Origin of the sequence: Acrocarpospora phusangensis (assembly GCF_016862995.1) — a bacterium.
GTDB lineage: Bacteria > Actinomycetota > Actinomycetes > Streptosporangiales > Streptosporangiaceae > Acrocarpospora > Acrocarpospora phusangensis.
Genome location: NZ_BOOA01000011.1, coordinates 121117 through 141898 on the forward strand (window position 1 = coordinate 121117; position 20782 = coordinate 141898).

Genomic DNA, 20782 nt, shown 5'->3' on the forward strand with positions numbered 1-20782 from the left:
AGCAGGACTAACGGAACCATCACAACTAGCCAGGAACTAGCGGAAGCGGCGCAGGCGCAGGCTGTTGGTGACCACGAAGACGCTGGACAGGGCCATGGCCGCACCCGCGATCATCGGGTGAAGCAGGCCCGCCGCGGCCAGCGGGAGCGCCGCGACGTTGTAGGCGAAGGCCCAGAACAGGTTGCCCTTGATGGTCGCCAGCGTGCGCCGCGCGAGCCGGATCGCGTCCCCGGCCGCGCGCAGGTCGCCGCGGACCAGCGTCAAGTCGGACGCCTGGATCGCGGCGTCGGTGCCCGTGCCCAGGGAGATGCCGAGATCGGCCTGGGCGAGCGCGGCAGCGTCGTTGACGCCGTCGCCGACCATGGCGACCACCCGCCCCTGGCGTTGCAGATCGCGGATCACCTCGACCTTGCCCTCCGGCAGCACTCCGGCGATCACGCGGTCGATGCCCACCTGGCCCGCGACGGCCTCCGCGACGGCGGGATGATCCCCGGTCAGCAGCACCGGCGACAAGCCCAGATCCTTCAATTCCCGTACGGCCCGCGCCGAGGTCGGTTTGACGGCGTCGGCGACCACCAGCACCCCCCGGGCCAGGCCGTCCCACCCGGTGACCACCGCCGTGGACCCGGCCGACTCCGCCTCGGCGAGCGCCTTCTCCAAGGTGGCGGGCAGCGGTCCCCACCGCTCTTCCACCAGACCGGGACGTCCGGCCAGCACCGCCCTGCCCGCCACCCGGCCCTGGACTCCGAGCCCGGGGAGGGCCGTGAACTCCGCCACGGCCAGCGGGGAGCGGGCGGCATCGGCGATCGCCCGCCCGATGGGGTGTTCGGAGGCGCGCTCCAACGCGCCGGCCAGCCGGAGGATCTCCCCGGGGTCCTCCTCGTCGGCGGGCACCACCCGGACGAGGGTCATCCGCCCCTCGGTCACCGTACCCGTCTTGTCGAGCACCACGGTGTCGATCCGGCGAGTCCGCTCCAACGCCTCAGGGCCCTTGACCAGGATCCCCAGCTGGGCCCCCCGGCCCGTGCCGACCAGCAGCGCGGTCGGGGTGGCCAGACCGAGCGCGCACGGGCACGCGATGATCAGGACCGTGATGGCCGCCCGGACGCCCGCGGCGGGATCGGCGCCGAGCAGCAGCCAGAGCGCGAGTGTGGCGGCCGCGAGCGCGATGACCGCGGGCACGAAGACCGCCGAGACGCGGTCGGCCAGCCGTTGCACCCGCGCCTTGCCCGACTGGGCCGCCTCCACCAGCCGGGCGATCTGCGCCAGCCGGGTGTCTCCGCCCACCTGGGTGGCGCGTACCACCAGCCGGCCGCCCGCGTTGACGGTGGCGCCGACGACCCGGTCCCCCACGCCGACCTCCACCGGCACCGGTTCCCCGGTGAGCAGGCTGGTGTCCACGGCCGAGGCGCCCTCGGTCACCACGCCGTCGGTGGCGATCTTCTCGCCTGGCCGTACCACGAACAGGTCGCCCACGGTGATCCGGTCGGCGGGCACCCGGACCTCCTCGCCTTCCCTGAGCAGGGCGACCTCCTTGGCGCCCAGGTCCAGCAACGCGCGCAGCGCGGCGCCGGCACGGCGTTTGGCCCGGGCCTCCAGGTAGCGGCCGGTCAGGATGAACACGGTCACTCCGGCGGCGACCTCGAAATACACCAGGGGATGCCCGGAGGCCGCCTGCCCGCCGTGATGCCCGGCCGCCGGCGAGAGCTGCGCCGAGAGCAGTTCCCAGAGCGACCAGCAGAGCGCCACCAGGGTGCCCAGCGACACCAGCGTGTCCATCGTGGCCGTGCCCTGCCGGAGATTGGCCCAGGCGGCCCGGTGGAACGGCCATCCGCCGTAGACCACGATCGGCAGGGTGAACGCCAGGCTGACCCACTCCCACCCGGTGATCCACAGCGCCGGGACCATGGCGGGAACGATCACGCTGATGGCACAGCCCGCGGAGACGACCAGCCGCTCCTCCAGCGCCCACAGGGCGTGCCGCTCGTCCGGCGGCCGATCGCGCGGCAGTTCGGCGGTGTACCCGGCGCGCTCCACCTCCGCCACCAGGACCGCGGGGTCGAGTCCCGCGGGGTGGGTGACGCTCGCCTTCTCGGTCGCGTAGTTGACCGACACGCTCACGCCGTCGAGCTTGTTCAGCTTCCGCTCGATCCGGCCCGCGCACGCGGCGCAGGTCATGCCGCCGATGGAGAGCTCGGTGGTCGTGAGAATCGGGGTCCCCATCGATGTCCTCATCAAAAGACCGGTACTACCTGCGTGATGTCTCTCAGGACAGGCTGAATCCCGTTTCGCGCTCATGCGTTCTCCGTGGGCCAGGTTCTCCACCGTCACCGCCAGTTACGGCCGGTCAGGTGAACGGGTTCATTCCTGGTTCGACAGCCCCACTCGGTGCGTCACGATCATTGGTCGGGTGGGCGTCGCGAAAAGTTCCCGTGAATTCCCCCCTCGGATCTCGTACGGCCTCCTGGTCGGATGGGTGACCGGACTACTGGGCTCGGGAGCGGCGGAGGCCGAGGATGCCGACGCCGACGCCGACGATCCCGACCGCGATGCCCACACCGGCCAGAAGTCTGGCGGTGCCGTCGGCCGTGCCTGCCGATGAAGCGGCCGAGCTCCCATGGCCGGCGGCGGAGGCCGTCGGCGCCGCCGAGGCGGGAGCGGCGGCCGGGGTGGTGGCCGCGGTGCCGTGGTGGCCGCCCTCGCCCGCCGGCTCGACGAGTTTGAGCGTGGGAGCGGGGTGCTCCGGCTCGCTGCCGTCCGCGGCGGGCGGGTCGGCCCACGTGACGACTTCTCCGCTGGAATAGGTCTGCCGGGTGGGGTGGGAAAGGTGACCTCGAGTTGGGTGGTGGACGCGTCGTCCGCTCGTTCGGGACCCGAAAGGCGATCTTCGTGAAACCGCCCTTCTCCGCGGTTCCCGGCTGGATCGTGACATGCGCCAGCGCCGGTACGGCCAAGCCCAGGACCGCGGCGAAAGCAGCGGCGACGACGATGCCGGTACGGCGACCGGCCGTTGAGACGGACATGAGGATCTCCACTTGGTGAGGAATGCCGGAACCCCGGGCACGTGCTCGGGTGCGGTTCAGAAACCGGCCGGAAACGGAAGGCCACGCCGTGGAAAGGCGTACAGGAGCAGGCCGGGGCGGCGCCATGAACAGGAATGAACACTCATGGGCCGCTGCCGTTCAACCGCCCCGCAGGCGTTTGGGCGGGAACTTCCGCCGCGCGGTGCGCGACTACTGAACGAACGTGGTCGCGGCAGCGTATCTCTCCGCGACATCTCGACAACGGGAAGGGAATCCATGAACGCCCAGATCTTCCAGGTCACCGGGATGAACTGCGGTCACTGCGCCGACAGCGTCACCAAGTCGGTCACGGCCGTCGCCGGTGTGGACGAGGTCACGGTCGATCTGCCGACCGGGCGGCTGACGGTCAGCGGCCAGGGGCCGGTCGACGAGGACGGGGTCAGGCGCGCGGTGACCGAAGCCGGCTTCGCGGTCGCCTGAGGCCGCCGGGTGGGGCGCGTCCTCGTTGCGGGCGACAGCCTCCGCCGGTACGGCTTCCGGCCCTCACCGCAGGAGCCGCCGGGCCACGGACGCCACATGCAGTTCGTCGGGGCCGTCGAGGATGCGCGCGGTCCGGCCGGTCCGGAAGATCGCCGGAAGCGGGGTGTCAGGACCGAGACCGGCGGCGCCGTGAACCTGGACGGCGGCGTCGGCCACCTGGCTCAGCATGCGAGCGGCCGCCACCTTGGCCAGGCCGATCTCGGTCGCGGCGTCCCGGCCGCCGGCGAGCAGGGCCGCGGCGTCGTACACCAGCGGACGGCACTGCCGGATGGCCAGCAGCGACTCGAAGACCATCTGCTGGACGAGCTGGAAGTCGGCCAGCCGACCGGCTCGTGAGGGCCGGGCGCGGGCCCGGTCACGCATGAGCGTGAACGCGTGCTGGGCCTGGCCGAGCCAGTTCAGGCAGCGCAGCACCCGGCCCAGCCGGACCCTGCGGCCGATCAGCCGCAGTCCTTCGCCCTCGGCGCCGAGAAGCCGGGCGGGGGCGTCGTCGAAGGTGACTTCCCACTGGCCGCCCGCGCCGAGCACGGCGAGTTCGCGTTCGGTCTGGAAGGCTTCGCTGAGCAGCAGGGACAGCCCGTCGCCGGTGCGGGCCAGCACGTAGGCCAGATCGGCCCGGTCAGCTCCGGAGACGAACCATTTCCGGCCGGTGACCCGCCATGTTCCGTCCGTGTCCCGGTACGCCTTGGTGGTGGTGAAGGACGGGTCGGAGCCGGGGGCGTCCGGTTCGGTCATCGCGTTGCACGTGGTCAGCAGACCGCGGGCGACGTCCTCCCGGACCGGATCGTCTTCCGGGAGAACGGCCAGGTCCAGCAGAGCCGCGGAGCCGAACACGTAGGGGCCGTGCTCTCCCTCGACCTCGGCGATGTGCGCCCACTCGCGCAAGGGAAGGCCGAGACCTCCGTACCGACCGGGGAGGGCCAGGCCGTAGAGGCCTTCGGCTCGGGCGGCCTCCCGGAGCGCGGCGAGATCCGGCGAGGCGGCGAAGGCGGACACCCGTTCACGCAGCGCGGCCAGATGGGGCGGGCACGTGGGCGGCCCCCACAACCACTCGACCTGTGCAGACATCATCACTCCGGTTCTGTTGGGAACCAATCGCGTAGTTCGTCCGACTCCCTGCACTGAGACAGGTCGTCCGCCGGTGCCCGCGGGTTCCCGGCGCGGGAGGGAGAACCATGCGAGGTTTCCGGGTCGTCGCCTCGGGGCCGCCGGCCCTGACGGGGCAGAGCGCGCATCGGCTGGGCCTGCTCGGCGCGGACGTCTCCCCGGGACAACCCGCCGGGCCTGGCCGGATCATCGTCTCGGGAGCGGGCACGCCGGATCTGCGGGCGGAGGTTTCCTGGTCGGCGACTCCGTCGATCGTTGATGAGGCCACGGCGCAGGCCGCCACCGGAGTCGCGCACGTCCACGGGCGCAGCGCCGGGCAGCCCCGTGCGATCGCCTGCGACTACCTGACCACTCTGGCGTCCGCTCTCACAATTCAGGGGCTCTTGGCCGCCCTTGTGGGACGGGCACGTGGCGCGGACATCCGCGTGGTGTCCACCTCCGTGGACCTGGCCGGATTGCTGGCGGTCAGCCAGTACCTCGCCGCCGCCACCGCCGAGGACGACGAAGCCGTTCCGCTCGCGCCCGGCGGCCCGCCGTTCGTCACCGCCGACGGGGTACGGTTCGAAGTGGAGACGCTCGATGCCACCGTGTGGGTGACGTTCTGGCGAAGTCTGGGCGTCGCCGAACGCCTCGCCGGATCGGCCTGGAGATCCTTCCAGTTCCGCTACGCCACCGCCTGCTCCCCGCTCCCGCCCGACCTGCACGAGCACGCGGAGAAGTCCGACTGGTCGGCGGTACGCGCCGCGGCTGAGAAGTCGGGGGCGTCGGTGTGCCCGGTCCATGACACGCCCGGACCGATCGCGGACGCCCCCTGGACCCTGTGGCCGCGAGGCCGCCTCGCCGACCGGACCGCCACGGCCCCCGGGAGGCACACGCCCCTCGCCGGCATCACCGTGCTGGAGGCGGGCCGCCGCATCCAGGCACCGATGGCCGCTCACCTGTTACGTCTGCTCGGCGCGAGGGTCGTCCGCGTCGAGCCGCCGGGCGGAGACCCTCTCAGGGGAATGCCGCCCACCTGCGGGGACATCTCAGCCCGCTGGCTGGCACTCAACCGGGGCAAGGACGCCGCGGAGATCGACATCAAGTCGGCGGCCGGGCGGGCGGATCTCCTGGACCTGGTGGCGGATGCCGACGTCTTCCTCCACAACTGGGCCCCGGGCGCCGCCGAACGGCTCGGCCTGGACGACGCCGACCTGCGGAAGGTCAACCCCGGCCTGGTGTACGCGTACACGAGCGGCTGGGCGGGACGGATCGAGGACGCTCCGCTGGGCACCGACTTCATGGTCCAGGCGCGGTCCGGCGTGGGGGCGGCCGTGCGCGGCGACGGAGAGCCGCCCGCGCCGTCGCTGATGACCCTCCTCGACGTGCTCGGCGGCCTGCTCGGCACCGAGGTGATCCTGGCCGCGCTGCTGCTACGAGAGCGGGAGGGGCGAGGCGTCCGGGCCGAATCGTCCCTCCTCGGCGCGGCTGACCTGCTCCTGAAGGCGCCGCGTTCCGCCGACCGGCGCCCGATCCGCACCCGCGACGGCTGGATCATGACCGCCGACGGCACGCGCCGGGATCCACGCCTGTTAACCGCTCTCACCAGCGGTGACGCCCTGGCCGCTCTCCACGGGACGGGCGTCGCCGCCACCGCCGTGACCACCTCCCTCGACCGGCTCCCCCACGATCCGCGCTTCTCCTCGCACCTGTACCGCGACGCGCACGGCGCACTCGCCGTGGCGGCTCCCTGGAGGTTCGCATGACCCTCATCGACCTGGTCCCCGCCGCCCTGCGCCGTGCGTGGGCCAGCGATGGCATCTGCCCCGACGTCGACCTCTACTCCCTCTTCCGTGTCCACCGGCTCACCTCGCCCGGCCGCATGGCGGTGATCGACGAGGCCGGGGAGACGACCTACGCCGACCTCGACCACGCCGCCCGTACCGTCGCCGTCGGACTCGGCCGGCTGGGCGTGTGCCCGGGCGACGTCGTCGGCGTGCAACTGCCGAACGGGCGGGAGGCCGTGATCGCCGACCTGGCCATCGCCGGACTGGGCGCGGTGGCGCTGCCGTTCCCCGCCGGGCGCGGGCGAGCCGAGGCGGTCTCGCTTCTCGGCCGGTCCGGCGCGCGTGCCGTGATCGCCGCCGCCGACCATCGAGGGCAGTCCCACGCGGCGGATCTGGCGGTCAGCCCCGACCTGCCCGCTCTCCGCTCCGTCATCGCGGTGGGCGGCCCCACCCCGGCCGGGTGCGTGTCATGGGAGGAGCTGCTGCGATCGGACGCCCACGGCTTCCTTCCGGCCCGCCCCGACCCGGACGACGCCGCCCGCATCCTGGTCTCCTCCGGCTCCGAAGCCGAGCCGAAGATGGTCGCCTACTCCCACAACGCGCTCGCCGGCGGCCGGGGCAACTTCCTGGAGTCGCTGATCGGAGACGACCGGCCGCTGCGCTGCCTGTTCCTCGTCCCGCTCGCCTCGGCGTTCGGCAGCAACGGCACCCCGGTGACGGTGGCCCGGCACGGAGGCGGGCTCATCCTGCTCAGCCACTTCTCGGCCACCGCCGCCCTGAACGCCATCCGCGCCCACCGCCCGACCCACGTGCTCGCCGTCCCCGCGATGATCCGCATGATGCTGGAGGCCGGAGCGACCGGCATCCCGCCCATGACGGCCCTGGTCCTGGGCGGCGCCGAACTCGACCAGCGCACCGCCGATGAGGCGGCCGAGGCGTTCGGCTGCCCGGTCGTCAACCTGTACGGCTCAGCCGACGGCGTCAACTGCCACAGTGGCCTGAGCACGACCCGGCCGGGCACCCGCGGTCCGGGCGTGCCGGTCGGATTCCCCGACCCGAAAGTGGCCGACATCCGCATCGGCGACGAAGGAGAGATCATCGCCCGCGGCCCGATGACACCCATGTGCTACGTCGGCGCGCCCGACCTCAACGAGCGTTACCGCACGGCCGGAGGCTGGGTCCGGACCGGAGACCTGGGACTGATCGACGAAGAGGGACGGCTGCGCCTCATCGGGCGGCTGAAGCAGGTGGCCATCAGAGGCGGCCGGAACATCAGCCTGGCCGAGACGGAGCAGGCCATCGCGGCGCATCCGGACGTCCGTGACGTGGTCTGCGCGGCGGTGCCCGATCCGATGATGGGTGAGAGGCTCGGGGCGTGCGTGGTCATGCGGGCGGGCCTGCCCGCCTTCAGCCTGGAGGAACTGTGCGCCCATCTCCGCGCGCACGGCCTGGAGGTCGGCAAGCACCCCGAGCGGCTGCTGGTGGTGGCGGAACTGCCGCTCACCCCGGCGGGCAAACCCGACCGCCGGGCGATAGCCACACTCCTCCAGGCCGCTTAGGCCGCCGTCCAGAACGAGATGAGCTGGGTACGGGCGCGGGCCACCCGGGAGCGCACGGTGCCGATCGGGCACCCGAGCATCCGGGCGGCCTCCGCGTACGGCACCCCGAGGACCTGGGTGAGCACGAACGCCTCACGCCGCTCGTACGGCACGTGCGCCAGCAGATCGGCCAGCGCCACCCAGTCCTCCGGCCCCGGCACGTCCCTGCGCTGCCGCCGTTCCGCCGTGGCCTGCCAGTCGGGCAAATCGGCGATCCTCGGCCGGGCGGCGGCGGCCCGGAACCGGTCCACCACCACCCGCCGGGCGATCGACAGCAGCCAGGTACGCGCCGACGACCGCCCGGCGAACCCCGGCAGGCTGGCCAGCATGCGCAGGAAGGTCTCCTGCGTGAGATCGTCGGCGGTCTCCCGGTCGGTGAGATGGACCAGGAACCGCCGGACGTCGGGATAGGCGGCCCGGGCGAACGCGTCGAGGTCGGCCGGCCGGCCCTCGCGGGCGGTCAGGGCCAGGCCGGTGAGCCGGTCGTCGTCGGTCCGGTGAGCGGAGAGCAGAACCACTTCCATGATCGTTCCTCTGCGGCGATAGCGGTCCAGATGGTCCGGGAGGCGTACGCGCGACCGGTGGGCCGCGGCCTCCCGCGCGAACAGAAGGGAAACCCCCATGCCGAGGACGGCCCTGCTCACCGCAGTCATGGGCGTGTCGATGCTGCAGCTGTTCCTGATCGGAGCGCTGGCGCCGTACCTGGTGGCCGACGGGTCGGTGTCGCGCGGCCTGCTCGGGCTGACGACGACCGCGGGCTTCCTGGTCGCGGCGGTGCTGTCCCCGGCCGCCGGGACGCTGGTGGACCGCATCGGCCCCCGCCGGGCCATCGTGGCGCTGGGCGCTCTGGCCGCCGTCGCGCTGATGTTGATCGGGGTGGCGCCCGGACCCGCGGCTCTGCTCGCGGCGGTCGCCCTGGGCGGGCTCCCGCAGGCCATGGCCAACCCGGCGACCAACAAAGTGATCATCGCGGCGTTCGAGCCCGTCGCCCGGGCGACGGCCACCGGATGGAAACAGTCGGGCGTGCAGCTCGGCGCGCTCGCGGCCGGGCTGCCCCTGGCCGGGCTGGCCGCCTGGGCAGGCTGGCGTGCCGCCGTGTGGGCGGCGGCCGGGACGGCGCTCGCGGTCGCCCTGTGGGCGTGGCGAATCCTCCCGGCGGATCCGGCCCGGCGACCGGTCGCTCCCGTCGCCGGAGGCGGCCGGGTCGGGCGCTGGGCCGCGTACTGCCTGTTCCTCGGGTGTGGGGTCGCGTCGGTCAACACGTACCTGACCTTGTTCGCCGCCCAGCGGCTGAGCCTCGCGCCGGTCATCGCGGGCTGGCTGGTCGCCATGCTGGGCATCGCGGGCATCGCCGGCCGGGTGGGCTGGTCGCGCCGGGCCGGGACTCTGGAACGGCCGGATGCCCTGCTCTGGCTGCTGGCCGCCTGCGCCGGCGGGGCCGCCCTGGTCCTTGCGGCATGCGCCGTCGCCGGCCCGCCGTGGGGAACGGCCCTGGTGTGGCCGGCCGCGGCGGGCATCGGCGCCTTCGCCGCCGCCGGGAACGCCGTGGCCATGGTGGCCGTCGTCCGGCACGCCCAGCAGGCCACCGCAGGGCGTGACTCCGCCCGCGTCTCGGCCGGGTTCTTCGCCGGCTTCGCGCTCGGCCCGCCGCTCTTCGCGGTCGCCGTGGAGGCGTCCGGGTACGGCGCCGGATGGGCGGTCGTCTCCGCCGAGTTCCTCACGGCCATGACGATCATGGTCGTCCGCCGGGAGAAGGTCCGGGCATGAACTGGGCGGAGAGCACGCTGGCCGGCATCCTCGACCGGGCGGCCCGGACGGAGGACATGCTGGCGGGCCGCTGGCCCCTCTACGCCGACCCGGCCACGGGAGAGTGGCGGACCACCTCGCGCGGCTCATGGACGGGCGGTTTCTGGGCGGGCCTGCTCTGGCTGCGCGCCAGATACGGCGGAGATCCGGCCGACCGGGACGTCGCGCGGCACCGCACCGAGGCGTTGCGCCCATGGCTGACCGCCGACACCGCCACCCGCGGCCTCATCTTCTGGTACGGCACCGCCCTGTCCGACGCCACCGCCCTGCGCGACGAAGCGGCCGCCGCCTGCGCCCGCGCCTACGACCCGGCTCTGGGAATCGTCCCGTGGGGCACGGCCTTCGGCGGACCGGGCGACCTGGCCCGCGTCGACGCGGCCCCCGGCCTGATTCCGCTGCTCGCGCATACTCCCGGAGGCGCCGGGATCGCCCGCGCCCATCTGGAACGACAGGTGACGCTCACGACCGGCGACCCGGACCTGCCGCCCGCCTGGCGTCCCGCCCCTCTGGATCGGCAGGTGACGCTCACGACCGGCGCCCCCGGCCTGCCGCCCGCCCGGCGTCCGCGTACGAACGGATGGACCCGGCACCCCGATCCGCCGGCCGGCTGGAGCCGGACACCGTCGTGGCTCGCCCTGGCCGTCGCCGGCCACGAGGACCTCGCCAGACGGGTCCTGCGCCACCCGGTGGTGGCCGCTCGCTTCGACGTCGGAGCGGCGGCGCCCGGCGACACCTCCGCCACCGCGATCGATGCGGTCGCGGCCCTGCACCTGGCCCCCGCGCACGGGTCGTGGCTGCGGGCCAGGGGAGAGGAACTGCTGGCCGGACTGGTGTCCGGGCACGTCCGCCAGGGCCGCCTGCTCGGCGGGTGCTACGACCAGGCGAATGGCGTCGCATCCCGCCACGAACTGGTGTGGGGCGACTTCTTCCTGGCGCTCGGCCTGGCGGCGCTCATCGAGGGCGTCCCGCCCTGCTGAGCCTCCGGCAGTTCCCCCCACGGCTGTGGCGGCCCCGGCGGTGACGGCGGCCCGTTTCGTGGTGCGCCCGATGACAACGGGAGTGTGCACGAGGTCCTCCTCGGCGACGTTGAACCGCCGGCACGGGGCTGTCCCCTGCGCCCGTGCCGGCGGAGCTTCGGGTCAGGCCAGTGCCGCCATGAGGGTGTCGGCGTTGGCCCGGTACATGGCGAGCAGGTCGTAGCCCTGGTCGGGGAAGTTGTTGATGCTGACCCGTTTGGCCTCGACGTTGGCCAGCGCGTCGCCGCCCGGCATGGCCGAGTTGTCCAGGACGATGGAGGGCTTCTTCGCGGCCAGCTCCGAGAGCTGGGCGGCTGTGGGCGGCTCCGGCCCGAACACCCCGGCGGGAGCGGCCCCGGTCAGATCGGCGGCCCAGGCCACGAACGCCTGGGACACGATGACCGGCGGTGTGCCGCCCGTGGCGTCGGTGACCCGCTTCTTCAGGGCGGCGTACTCGGTGTCGAAGGAGGCCGTCCAGGTCTGCGCGGCCGAGGTGGTGCCGAACTCCGCGGCGATCTTGCCGACCTGGTCCTTGACGGTGGCCGGGGCGTTGTCGAGCATGACCTCGATCACTTTGGCGTTGGACCCGGCCGCCTCCTTCAGCTTGGCGGCGAACCCCTGGAAGGGCGCGACCAGCACGAAGTCGGCCGCGGCGACCTTGGCCAGGTCGGACGGCTTGGGGTCGTAGTCGGCGGCGTGTTGGACCCCGGGCGGCACGATGACGGTGATGTCGGTGGCGCCCGCCGCCTTGGCGAAGCCGGCCTCCCAGCTGGAGGCGGCAACTACGGTCAAGCCCTTCTCCGAGGGCGTGGCGGCCGGTTCACTGTCGCCGCAGGCGGTCAGTGTGAAGAGGGCGAGAGCGGCGAAGCCGATGAGCTTGCGCATGACTGGGGGGACCCTTTCCGATACGTGGGAACCGCGTGGATGAGGAGGGTGACCACACCGCCGACGAGCACGAGCGTCGGCCCGGGCGGCAGGTCGAACAGCAGGGCGAGGAAGAATCCGCCCACGTTGAAGGCCAGGCCGAAGACGAGCGACCAGCGGATCATCGCGGCCAATGAGCCGCCGACCCGCCGCGCGGCGAGGGCGGGCAGCAGCGTGAGGGCGTCCACGAGCAGAGCCCCGGTCAGCCGGATCGCCGAGGCGATCGCCAGCGAGATGATCACGAGCAGGATCAGGGTGAGCCGGTCCACCGCGACCCCCGAGCACAACGCCAGCTCCCGGTCGTGCAGGAGCAGCGCCAGGTCGCGGCGGCGGAGCCAGTACAGAACCGGCACCACGCCCGCGAGCACGGCGAGCGCCGCCACGTCGAACGGCCGGGTCGCCAGGATCGACCCCCACAGCAGCTCGAAGGCACCGTTGGCGTTCACCCCCGACACCGACAGCAGCATCAGCGCCGCCGCGATGGCCAGCGTCATCAGCAGCCCCATCGCCCCGGACAGGCCGGCGCTGCTGCGCGCCATCGGCGTCAGCGCGCCGCCGGTGACCGCGCAGAGCACCAGCGCGCAGAGCAGCGGGTCCAGGCCGGTCAGGAAGCCCAGCGCGATGCCGAGGAGCGCGACGTGCATCATCGCGAACCGCACCGGCATGATGTCCAGGCCGACGATGAACACCCCGACGACGGGCAGGCTCAGCGAGCCCAGCAGCAGGGCGAGGATCGCCAGCCGTACCGAGGGCAGGTCGAGCAGGACGCCGAGCTCGTTCACCGGACCTCCCGCAACCGCCCGGCGGCCATCTCCGCGACCCGTCCGCAGACGTCGGCGACGACCCGGTCATGCGTGATCACGACGACCGTCATCGGCAGCTCGGCCAGCACCCGCGCCACCTGCGCCTGGCCGTCGAAGTCGAGCGCCGCCGTCGGCTCGTCGGCCAGCAGCAGTCCCGCGCCCGCGGCGAGCTGCCCGAGGGCCCGGGCCAGGTAGGCCCGCTGGAGCTGGCCGCCCGACAGCGACGCAACCGGCCGGTCGAGCAGCCCGCCGACGCTGAGGTCCACCGCCGCCCGGACCGCCGCCTCCGCGTTCCGGCTGCTGGCCAGCAGTTCCCTGACGAGCAGCGGAAACCGCCCGGCCGCCTGCCGCTGCGGGATCCACGCGACCTCGGTACGCCGCCGCGCCCACCCGGAACCGCCCTTCGCCTCGACGCCGGAGACGGCGATGCGCCCGGTGAACGCGCGGTGCAGTCCGAGCACGGCCCGGAGCAGCGTGCTCTTCCCCGAACCGTTGGTTCCGGTGAGCGCCAGGTGATCGCCCGGCGCCAGGTCGAGGTCGACCCGGTCGACGGCGGTGAACGAGCCATGCCGGCAGGTGACACCGGACAGGCTGAGCGAGATCGCGGACACGGAAGGCTCCAGAGCGCACGGCTACGGCCGGCCGGGCAGCCCCGGCCGGTAGTACAAAAAGGAATAAACGGGAGAATTCAGACCGTGAACGGTGGAGCGCGGCCAAGCACGAGCCGCAGCGGAAGACGCGTACGCGGCATTTGGGCCGCCGGCCACCAGCCGCGACCGGTCACGGGCATGACGATCTCGGCGAGGGTCGCGAAGAGGCGGACCGCGAACCCGCGGACCGCCCGCCACAGCGCGGCCTCACCCCGGGCCAGCCACAACCCGGTCAGCACGGTGGCCCAGCCGTGCGCCACGACCATGCCGAAGACGCCGTGACCGTGCCCGGCCGTCACCATGGCCGGCAACATCTCGTGCAGCACGACCTGCACGAGCGCGAGCGTGATCACGACCTGGACGGTGCTCCGCTCCCGCGCGGTGAGCGGGAACACCGCCGCGAAAGCCACCGCGAAACCCGCGGCGACCGGGCTGTAGGCCAGCCCGCCCCCGGCGAACAGATGCGCGACGACGGCCAAGCCCGTGGCGACCGCCGCGAAGGCGGCCGAGCGGAGCAGGCGCAAGGGCAAGCGTGCCGTCATGGCGACTCGCCTCGGCCCCGGCCCCGGGTCAGCAGGAGACCGAGCCCGACCAGAGCCAGCAGGCCTCCTGCCGCCCAGACGAGTCCGGGCACGGCCGGGCCCGAATCCTGATCCGCTCCCGGCTGGGCCGCTCCGCCGGTCCGCGGCGGATCCGCCGTCCTGGCGGGCGTCGCGGCAGACGATGCCGCGGCGGAGGCAAGCGGCGACGCGGCGGCAGGCACGGCGCCGGATGCGGCCGGTACCGGCCCTCCGGTGAAGGCGAACGGGATCTCGCCCTCGATCGGATGACCGTCCGAGGAGACCACGCGCCACCCGACGACGTACTTCCCCGGCGGCGGGGCGGCGGACAGCGCCGCCACCACGTCCTTGCCCTCGGTCCGCGGCTTCGACAGCTGAACCATCGTGCCCGCCTCGCTGCGCAGCACCATGGCGGGGAAGCGCACCCGGGCCGTGAACGTCAGCGTGATCGACTCCAGCGACTCCACGGTGGCGTTCTTGGCGGGCGTGCTCTTGCTCAGGCGGTCATGCGCCGACGCCGGGGACGCCCCGACCAGGAGCGCCAGGATGACGGCAGTCAGCGTGACGAGCGCCCTCACGACAGGACTTCCTGCCCGATCCAGCCTTCAGGTCCGCAGCCCTTCGGGATGGCGAACACGGCCGACCCGATCGGGGTCGTCCACTCGTTCAGCAGATCGGCTTCGGCCAGCTGCCGCTGGATCGGCACGAACTGCCGCTGGATGTCGGCCTGGTAGGAGGCGAACACCAGCCCCGAGTCGGCGTGGCCCTGCCTGGTGATTCCCTCGTCGTAGTTGTAGACGCGGCGCAGGATGCGCAATGAGGGGTCGCCGACGTGGGCCCGGCGGATGTGGGCGTACTCGGAGATGATCGGGAAACCGTTGGGGCCGGGCGCGTCGAAGTCCGGCGGGTCCTGTTCCCTGGCGCCTGTCAGCGGGGCTCCCGTCGACAGGCGGCGTCCGATCGTGAACTCCTTGGCCACCACGTCGGCGGCGTCCCAGGTCTCCATCTCGGCCTTGATCCGGCGTACGACGAGGGTGGTCGCCCCGTCAGGCCGCCACACGGCCAGGTCGAAGGCCGGGGTGCCGGGCACCGGGTTGGCGGTGCCGTCGAGCTGGCCCATCACGTTGCGCTGGGTCTGTCCGGCGGGCTGCGTCCCGGCCGCGCGGCGGAAACCCCGCTGCGTCCAGCGCACGGTGGCGAAGGAACGGGCGTCCTTGACGATCATCCGGAGCGTGTGCGCGACCGTCAGCGGGTCGTCGGCGCAGATCTGCACCAGCAGGTCCCCGCCCGACCAGCGTTTCTCCAGCTTGTCGATGGTGAACGCGGGGAGGGGCTTGATCGGGGACCGGATTTTCGCTTTGGCGTACAAGCCGGGGCCGAAGCCGAAGGTGACGGTCAGGCGGGCGGGCGGGGAGGCCAGTTCAGGCTCGGTGTCCGCCAGCGCGGGACGGCCCTGGGTGAGCCGTCTCGCGTCGTCGGTGAGCACGCGCATCATCCGGCCGAGACCTTCGCGGCCGGTGTCTTCGCGCAGGTCGAAGGCGACGAACACGGCGTGCGCCTGCGGCTCGGTGGCGATGCCCGCCTGACGGGGGCCGTGGAACGGCACCACGGGCTCGCCGGCTTCCCCGGTGGCGTCGCCGGCGGCCGCAGAAGCGGGCCGGCCGAGGGCTGTCACCCCGGCGGCCACACCCCCGGCCAGCAGGCCACGGCGGGTCAGCCGGCCCTCAGCCATTGTCGGCGTCCGTCTCCCCGCCCATGTTCATGTCGCCGCCGGGCTGGTAGTCCTCTTTCGCGCCGGCGAAATCCTTGCCGAGGGCGGTGAAGGTGAAGGTGCCGCCGTCCTTGAGCGTCAGGGTGAACTCGATCTCGGCGCCGGGCTCGACCGCCTTCTGGGCGTCCATGATCATGATGTGGTCGCCGCCGGGCTTCAGCTCGTGCGAACCGCCGGCGGGGATGACGAATCCACCCTGCTTGGGTTGCATGACCATCTTGCCGTCTTTGTCCACCACCTCATGCAGTTCGATCATCGGCGACAGCGGGCTGGCGCCCGACACCACGGTGATGTCGGAGCCGGAGTCGTTGACCAGGGTGCCGAAGGCAGCCGTCATACCCTTCTTGACGGTCTTCACCCACGGATCGGTGATGGACAGGGCCGGACCGGTCGGTGCGGGAGCGGCGGCCGACGTGACGGGCGCGGCGGCGGCGGAAGCGGGCGCCGCGGCGGTGGGGGTCTCCTGAGCTCCGCAGGAGGAGACCGCGACGATGGCGGCGACGGCGAACACGGACAGCGCGAGGCGCGAGGACATGAGAAACAGACCCTTTCAAGGGGAACGACAGCAACGTCAGACAGCGGGACCGAATCCGGCTATACAGGGATTGCCGCGCTGACCTCGAGGTCAGGCGGCGACGAGGCTGACGATGCCGGGAGGACCCCGGCGGCCCATCTCATGGCCGAGCAGCACCGAACGCAGCACGATGACACGTTCGGCGGGAGGAACGGAGACCCGCGGGCTGCCGGGGTCGATGACGACCCGGAGCAGCGGCATGAGCCGGAACTCCAGGCGGCGCAGCAGTCCCCACAGGACTGCCTCGCCCCTGGCCAGCCACAAGGCCGTCAGCCCGGCCGCCCAGGCGTGCGTGACCAGCATGCTCAGGCTCGGCAGCAGCGTGGTGGCATGGTGATGGCCGGCCATGGGCTCGACGGTGTGGGCGTATGAGAACAGCAGGTGCAGCACGGCCTGGCACCCTGCCAGCGCCGGAAAGATCGCCCGCATCGTCCGTTCCCGCCCTGCCAGCAGCAGGCCGGCTAAGAACGAGAACACCAGCGCCAGCAGCACGGAACCCACCGAGGCGGACCCGCCCGCATACGCGTGCGCGCCGACACTCAGCGCGACCGAGACCGTCCCGAAGACGACGGCCCGGACGACGCGGAAGGGCGTCGCGGCGGAAGTGGCGCTTGTCATGGCGCCGTCATCATTGCACGGAACCGCCTCCGTCCCAATACGTCTCGCCCACCACATATGACGCCAGGATGACGAATGGTGCGTTTCGGGGCGGTCGCCCGTACTCGGTGGGAACTTTTCCGCGTTGGCGGACGACTAGCAGAACAGGGTGGCGTCGGCTGTGCATCCGCGACGCCACCCACAGATATCGCCGGTCGCGAGAGGAGATCGCAATGACCCCTGGTTGCGGGAGCTGCAGTTGCTACATCGAGGACCGGGTGCTTTTCAGCCCGCCGACGCGCGACTGAGCCGTCTGTGCCCGATCGATGCCTTTGGGGTGCCACAGGAAATGGCCGAGTAGCACCCGGCCGGACCTGTGGCACCGACGGGCGACAGCGCTGCCGTCCTGTCTCCCCCGGCGATCGGCGCATCGGCCCTTCAGCCGAGTTCGACGCGGGTCTTCCACCGTTGCCAGTCGCGCATTTCCTATCCGCATGCGCGCCAGAACGACTCGACGACCGCGCTGTCGAAGCGCCGCCGATCGACCCCATCGACAGCACCGGGCCGGACTCGCGGCGCGGCGGGTGAACCCCGAATGGTGAACCGCACTGCTTACGCCACGCGCAGACGGTCCGATCGCTGATCCCAGATCAGCCTGTGTCAGTCGGCCGTTCGGCTGTCGCGGCCTGTGGGGCCCGAAATCCGTGTCCGGTCAGGCGACCTGGGCTTATTCGTTGATCAGTCCGCCGAGGACCTGGCGCCGGGCAACGTGCGCCCGGTCCAGACTGATCACCTCAGAGCGCGCGTCCGGCGGGCGTTGACCAGGGGATCGGCGCGGCCGATGACGGTTATGGCGCCGGACGCAATCGGCCATGGTCGTCCGTGAGGGCCGTTCGTTGAAGATCAGCATACGGTTGGTGCATTCGCGGCGCACCGTGCCCGCCCAGCGCTCGGCATAGCACCGGCCTGATGCTCATCGGCGACGGCTCCGCCCGAACAGCCGCCTTCCACCACGACGGCAACCCGATGGATGCCGACAATCCGTTCGCCCTGGTCAACCCGCATGCTGCGAGGAACTCACGATGTCGCAGATGACGTCGCAGCGGCTCCGGGACTTTGCGAATGATCAAACGCGCAATGTGCGCGGACGCCTCCCCACCTGTCCCGCACGAAATTGGGATTCGGGCCTGAGCTGGGCGTGTGCCGCTCGAAAACTCGAACTTGGGGTGTGAGCTGCGGCTTTGGCAGCCGGTTCGTGAGCCCATCTGAGACTGTTGCGAGGTGTTGTTGTCTCTCGCCTACATGATCGTGCGGCGCGTACTTGAACTGATCGTCGTGCTGGTGCGCTCCGATCGGTCCAAGGATGCCGAGTTGCTGGTGCTGCGGCACGAGAACACCGTGCTCCGCCGTCAGGTTCTCCGTCCCCGCTACGAGCCCGCCCACCGGTTGTGGTTGTCAGCCCTGTCCCGGCTGATCCCTAGACCAAGATGGGTGGCGGTGTTCCCAGTCACCCCCGCAACGCTGCTGCGCTGGCATCAACTGCTGGTCGCCCGGAAGTGGACCTACTCCCGCCGGTCCCGTCCCGGCCGTCCCCCGACGCCGGAACCCGTCAGGAAACTGATCCTGGCCATGGCGCGGGACAACCCGAACTGGGGGCATAGGCGGATCCAAGGAGAGCTAGCCCGCCTGGGACACAAGATCGCCTACTCCACGGTGTGGGAGATCCTCAAAGCCGCCAGGATCGAAACTGCGCCGCAGCAGTCGGGCCCGACCTGGCGGCAGTTCCTGTCGGCACAAGCCCACCACATCCTGGCGTGCGACTTCCTCACCGTGGACACCCTGCTGCTCCGGCGGATCTACGTTCTGATCTTCATCGAGCACGGTACCCGCCGCCTGCACATCGCCGGCGTGACCACGCACCCGAACGGCGCCTGGGTGGCCCAGCAGGCACGAAACCTGGCCGCCGATCTCGGAGCAGGCATGGACACGCTCCGATATCTGATCCGCGATCGCGACAGCAAATTCACCACCGCCTTCAATACGGTGTTCGAAGCCGAGGGCATCCAGACCATAGTGACGCCTCCCGGCGCTCCGCAGGCGAACGCGATCTGCGAACGCCTGGTGGGCACACTCCGGCGGGAAGTGCTGGACCGGATGCTGATCTACAACCAGGCGCACCTGCATACGGTGCTAAAGGAGTATGCCCGGCACTACAACTCCCACCGGCCGCATCAATCGCTGCGGCAATGCCCGCCAGATGCCCCCTCGGACCCGCCACCCGTTGCTGGCCTGGATGTACGGCGGGTGCGGCGCACCCCGGTCCTCGGCGGCTTGATCAACCAGTACAGCAATGCCGCCTGACACTCGAAGAACGCCCAGCTCAAGCCAGAATCCTAATTTTCGTGCGGGACAGGTCGATGAAGGGACCACGTCGCTGCCGGGATTCCAGGTCCCGGGCAGCGGCTTTCCACGTCCTCACTTCCTCGGCCAGGTTTCCTGGAGGGGCACCACCACCCGGCGGTACGGTGAGGGCATAACCAGGTTGGAGGTCACCGTGTCCACCCCGCATCACCAGGGCCAGGCGCTCATCCCTCGTCCCCCGCTGACGACGGCTGCGTTGCGGGCGGCGGTGGCTCAGATCGCACCGGCCCACCTGATGCAGTTCGTCGAGCATCTCGATCAAGCCACGGAGCAGGCCGCGCGGCAGAGTACCGTCGCACCGCTGCACGGGTTCCTGGCGCAGTGGGGCGAGTTCGTGGCGATCCACCGCTACCCCGCCAAAGCCGCTCGCCTACGCGACCTGGAGCAGCAGGTCGCCACCGCCACCGACCGGCAGGCGGTGACGGCGGCCATCGCCGAGATCAGACAGATCACCGACGCCGCCCGCCGTGACACCGTCGGTGAGTGAGACCTGGGCCTGGGAGTATGACCCGGACGAACAACAGGTCGCCGCAGGGCTGCCCACGCCGGTCGTCGCGGAAGTCGAACGGCTGGCCGGCCAGCTGGCGATCCTGGGGCGGGACGCGACCAACGCGGGCAGAGGTCCCCTGCACGGAGGAGGGCTACGAACGCTCGATCTGTTCGGCGGCCGGGGCTTTCTGCACTTCATCGTTGCCGAGCACTTGCATCTGGTCTTGATCGTCCGCGTCACTTGGCTGGATTGAGAAACGACGCTGCGCCTGCGAACGCCTGTGGGTGCCGAAAATTTCATCTGTGCAGGTCGCAGAGGTGATCGTGTTCGCAGGGCTCGGGGACCGGGTGAGTCGTGGCGGGAGGTGCCGCCACGGCATGATGGTGCGCTTGGCTACCTTGCCGTAACGAACGCCCTCTCCTTCATCCGGCTCCTCCCCAGGAGTGATCGGGACAAGGAGATGGAAATATCGGTGCTCCGGCATCAGGTGATGGTGTTGCATACGTTGCGCGAGTTCGAGGCGTTCTATATGGCCACCGGCCTCACCAAAGTCTCACCAGGCGGCTCTGCTCCGCCCGCTCCCCGAGCCAAGGACCACCCAAGTGGAGATCACGAGTCTGAACATCCGCCGGAATGATCAACTCGGCGGCATCCTCCGGGAGTACCATCATGCGGCTTGATCTGGACGGATGAACTATCGGCACCTCACGCCAGGTGAGGCGCAATTAGGAGCCAAGAACCACCCAATCGGAACGTTCCATCCTCGTTTGTGGCGAACCACACGGCTCGAACCAAGCGAAAGGATGGACAACAAGTGCGAACCAGATCCCTGAAGGGGACAATGGCCTTCATCGCACGGCCGACCGCGACCCTGGCGGTACTGAGTGCGGCAGTACTCGGGATTGCCCCGATGGCATCCGCCTCATCAAATACGACTCGCCCGCTGACGAACCCTGCCTACTGCGACTTCCACTTCGGCCCTTCGGGCCAGACGGCAATAATGTGGTACACAAACTGCAACCCCCGCCAGGAGACCCCCGCCGGCAACGTATTCGCCTGTTTCTGGATAACGATCCAGACTGCGGGCCGACCGTACACCTACCACGTCTCGGTCGCGCCGCAGCAGACCAAGGGGA

At 71.4% G+C, this 20782-nt stretch carries 21 protein-coding genes; 9 read left to right on the plus strand and 12 right to left on the minus strand.

The window, feature by feature from the left end:
- Positions 1-36: 36 nt before the first annotated feature.
- A complete protein-coding gene (locus Aph01nite_RS09570) occupies positions 37-2223 on the minus strand; it encodes a heavy metal translocating P-type ATPase (protein WP_204040418.1) in 2187 nt (728 codons plus the stop codon).
- Positions 2224-2485: 262 nt separating this feature from the next.
- Entirely contained in the window at positions 2486-2932 is a 447-nt protein-coding gene (locus tag Aph01nite_RS09575; RefSeq protein WP_239161526.1) for a DUF1775 domain-containing protein, read from the minus strand.
- Between the two features lie 367 nt (positions 2933-3299).
- Between Aph01nite_RS09575 and Aph01nite_RS09580 the strand changes: the two genes are divergently transcribed.
- Positions 3300-3503: a heavy-metal-associated domain-containing protein gene (locus tag Aph01nite_RS09580; protein WP_204040419.1), complete on the plus strand. Its 204-nt coding sequence runs from the start codon at positions 3300-3302 to the stop codon at positions 3501-3503.
- A 63-nt stretch (positions 3504-3566) separates the two neighbouring features.
- Here the strand turns inward: Aph01nite_RS09580 and Aph01nite_RS09585 are convergent, their stop codons facing one another.
- Entirely contained in the window at positions 3567-4631 is a 1065-nt protein-coding gene (locus tag Aph01nite_RS09585; RefSeq protein WP_239161527.1) for an acyl-CoA dehydrogenase family protein, read from the minus strand.
- A 107-nt stretch (positions 4632-4738) separates the two neighbouring features.
- Here Aph01nite_RS09585 and Aph01nite_RS09590 point away from each other — a divergent pair, with 107 nt between their 5' ends.
- Both Aph01nite_RS09590 and Aph01nite_RS09595 read left to right on the plus strand, forming a co-directional pair.
- Entirely contained in the window at positions 4739-6415 is a 1677-nt protein-coding gene (locus tag Aph01nite_RS09590) for a CoA transferase (protein WP_204040421.1), read from the plus strand.
- Positions 6412-7995: a class I adenylate-forming enzyme family protein gene (locus tag Aph01nite_RS09595; RefSeq protein WP_204040422.1), complete on the plus strand. Its 1584-nt coding sequence runs from the start codon at positions 6412-6414 to the stop codon at positions 7993-7995. Before Aph01nite_RS09590 ends, Aph01nite_RS09595 begins: the two co-directional genes overlap by 4 nt.
- Here Aph01nite_RS09595 and Aph01nite_RS09600 read toward each other — a convergent pair.
- Positions 7992-8657 carry a sigma-70 family RNA polymerase sigma factor gene (locus Aph01nite_RS09600; protein WP_239161528.1) on the minus strand — a complete coding sequence of 222 codons (666 nt, stop codon included), beginning with the start codon at positions 8655-8657 and terminating at the stop codon, positions 7992-7994. The genes Aph01nite_RS09595 and Aph01nite_RS09600 overlap by 4 nt on opposite strands.
- Here Aph01nite_RS09600 and Aph01nite_RS09605 point away from each other — a divergent pair.
- Positions 8656-9801 carry an MFS transporter gene (locus Aph01nite_RS09605; RefSeq protein WP_204040423.1) on the plus strand — a complete coding sequence of 382 codons (1146 nt, stop codon included), beginning with the start codon at positions 8656-8658 and terminating at the stop codon, positions 9799-9801. The genes Aph01nite_RS09600 and Aph01nite_RS09605 overlap by 2 nt on opposite strands.
- On the plus strand, positions 9798-10817 hold the full coding sequence (locus Aph01nite_RS09610; RefSeq protein WP_204040424.1) for a hypothetical protein: 1020 nt from the start codon (positions 9798-9800) through the stop codon (positions 10815-10817). Before Aph01nite_RS09605 ends, Aph01nite_RS09610 begins: the two co-directional genes overlap by 4 nt.
- Before the next feature lie 162 nt (positions 10818-10979).
- Here Aph01nite_RS09610 and Aph01nite_RS09615 read toward each other — a convergent pair whose 3' ends face one another.
- The 8 genes from Aph01nite_RS09615 to Aph01nite_RS09650 all read right to left on the minus strand — a co-directional run bounded on the left by Aph01nite_RS09615 (position 10980) and on the right by Aph01nite_RS09650 (position 16756).
- Entirely contained in the window at positions 10980-11741 is a 762-nt protein-coding gene (locus tag Aph01nite_RS09615; RefSeq protein ID WP_204040425.1) for a metal ABC transporter substrate-binding protein, read from the minus strand.
- Positions 11696-12562: a metal ABC transporter permease gene (locus tag Aph01nite_RS09620; protein ID WP_204040426.1), complete on the minus strand. Its 867-nt coding sequence runs from the start codon at positions 12560-12562 to the stop codon at positions 11696-11698. Before Aph01nite_RS09620 ends, Aph01nite_RS09615 begins: the two co-directional genes overlap by 46 nt.
- On the minus strand, positions 12559-13194 hold the full coding sequence (locus Aph01nite_RS09625; RefSeq protein ID WP_239161529.1) for an ATP-binding cassette domain-containing protein: 636 nt from the start codon (positions 13192-13194) through the stop codon (positions 12559-12561). The genes Aph01nite_RS09620 and Aph01nite_RS09625 overlap by 4 nt, the downstream gene beginning before the upstream one ends.
- A 77-nt stretch (positions 13195-13271) precedes the next feature.
- Complete coding sequence (locus Aph01nite_RS09630) at positions 13272-13775, minus strand: MFS transporter (protein ID WP_204040427.1); 504 nt, start codon at positions 13773-13775, stop codon at positions 13272-13274.
- Entirely contained in the window at positions 13772-14371 is a 600-nt protein-coding gene (locus Aph01nite_RS09635; protein WP_204040428.1) for a copper resistance CopC family protein, read from the minus strand. The genes Aph01nite_RS09630 and Aph01nite_RS09635 overlap by 4 nt, the downstream gene beginning before the upstream one ends.
- Positions 14368-15525, minus strand: coding sequence for a Dyp-type peroxidase (locus Aph01nite_RS09640; RefSeq protein WP_204040429.1), 1158 nt, complete (start codon positions 15523-15525; stop codon positions 14368-14370). The genes Aph01nite_RS09635 and Aph01nite_RS09640 overlap by 4 nt, the downstream gene beginning before the upstream one ends.
- A complete protein-coding gene (locus tag Aph01nite_RS09645; RefSeq protein ID WP_204040430.1) occupies positions 15518-16099 on the minus strand; it encodes a copper chaperone PCu(A)C in 582 nt (193 codons plus the stop codon). Before Aph01nite_RS09645 ends, Aph01nite_RS09640 begins: the two co-directional genes overlap by 8 nt.
- 90 nt (positions 16100-16189) lie before the next feature.
- Positions 16190-16756 carry an MFS transporter gene (locus Aph01nite_RS09650; RefSeq protein ID WP_204040431.1) on the minus strand — a complete coding sequence of 189 codons (567 nt, stop codon included), beginning with the start codon at positions 16754-16756 and terminating at the stop codon, positions 16190-16192.
- Positions 16757-18016: 1260 nt separating this feature from the next.
- Between Aph01nite_RS09650 and Aph01nite_RS09655 the strand changes: the two genes are divergently transcribed.
- From Aph01nite_RS09655 to Aph01nite_RS09670, 4 genes are all read left to right on the plus strand, one after another.
- Positions 18017-19096 (plus strand): integrase core domain-containing protein, encoded by a 1080-nt coding sequence (locus Aph01nite_RS09655; RefSeq protein ID WP_204040432.1) that lies wholly within the window; start codon positions 18017-18019, stop codon positions 19094-19096.
- A 193-nt stretch (positions 19097-19289) separates the two neighbouring features.
- Positions 19290-19643: a DUF6247 family protein gene (locus Aph01nite_RS09660; RefSeq protein ID WP_204040433.1), complete on the plus strand. Its 354-nt coding sequence runs from the start codon at positions 19290-19292 to the stop codon at positions 19641-19643.
- Positions 19636-19899, plus strand: coding sequence for a hypothetical protein (locus Aph01nite_RS09665; protein WP_204040434.1), 264 nt, complete (start codon positions 19636-19638; stop codon positions 19897-19899). The genes Aph01nite_RS09660 and Aph01nite_RS09665 overlap by 8 nt, the downstream gene beginning before the upstream one ends.
- Positions 19900-20487: 588 nt before the next feature.
- Positions 20488-20782, plus strand: a 295-nt coding sequence (locus Aph01nite_RS09670; protein ID WP_204040435.1) for a hypothetical protein, incomplete at its 3' end; no start/stop codon positions are given.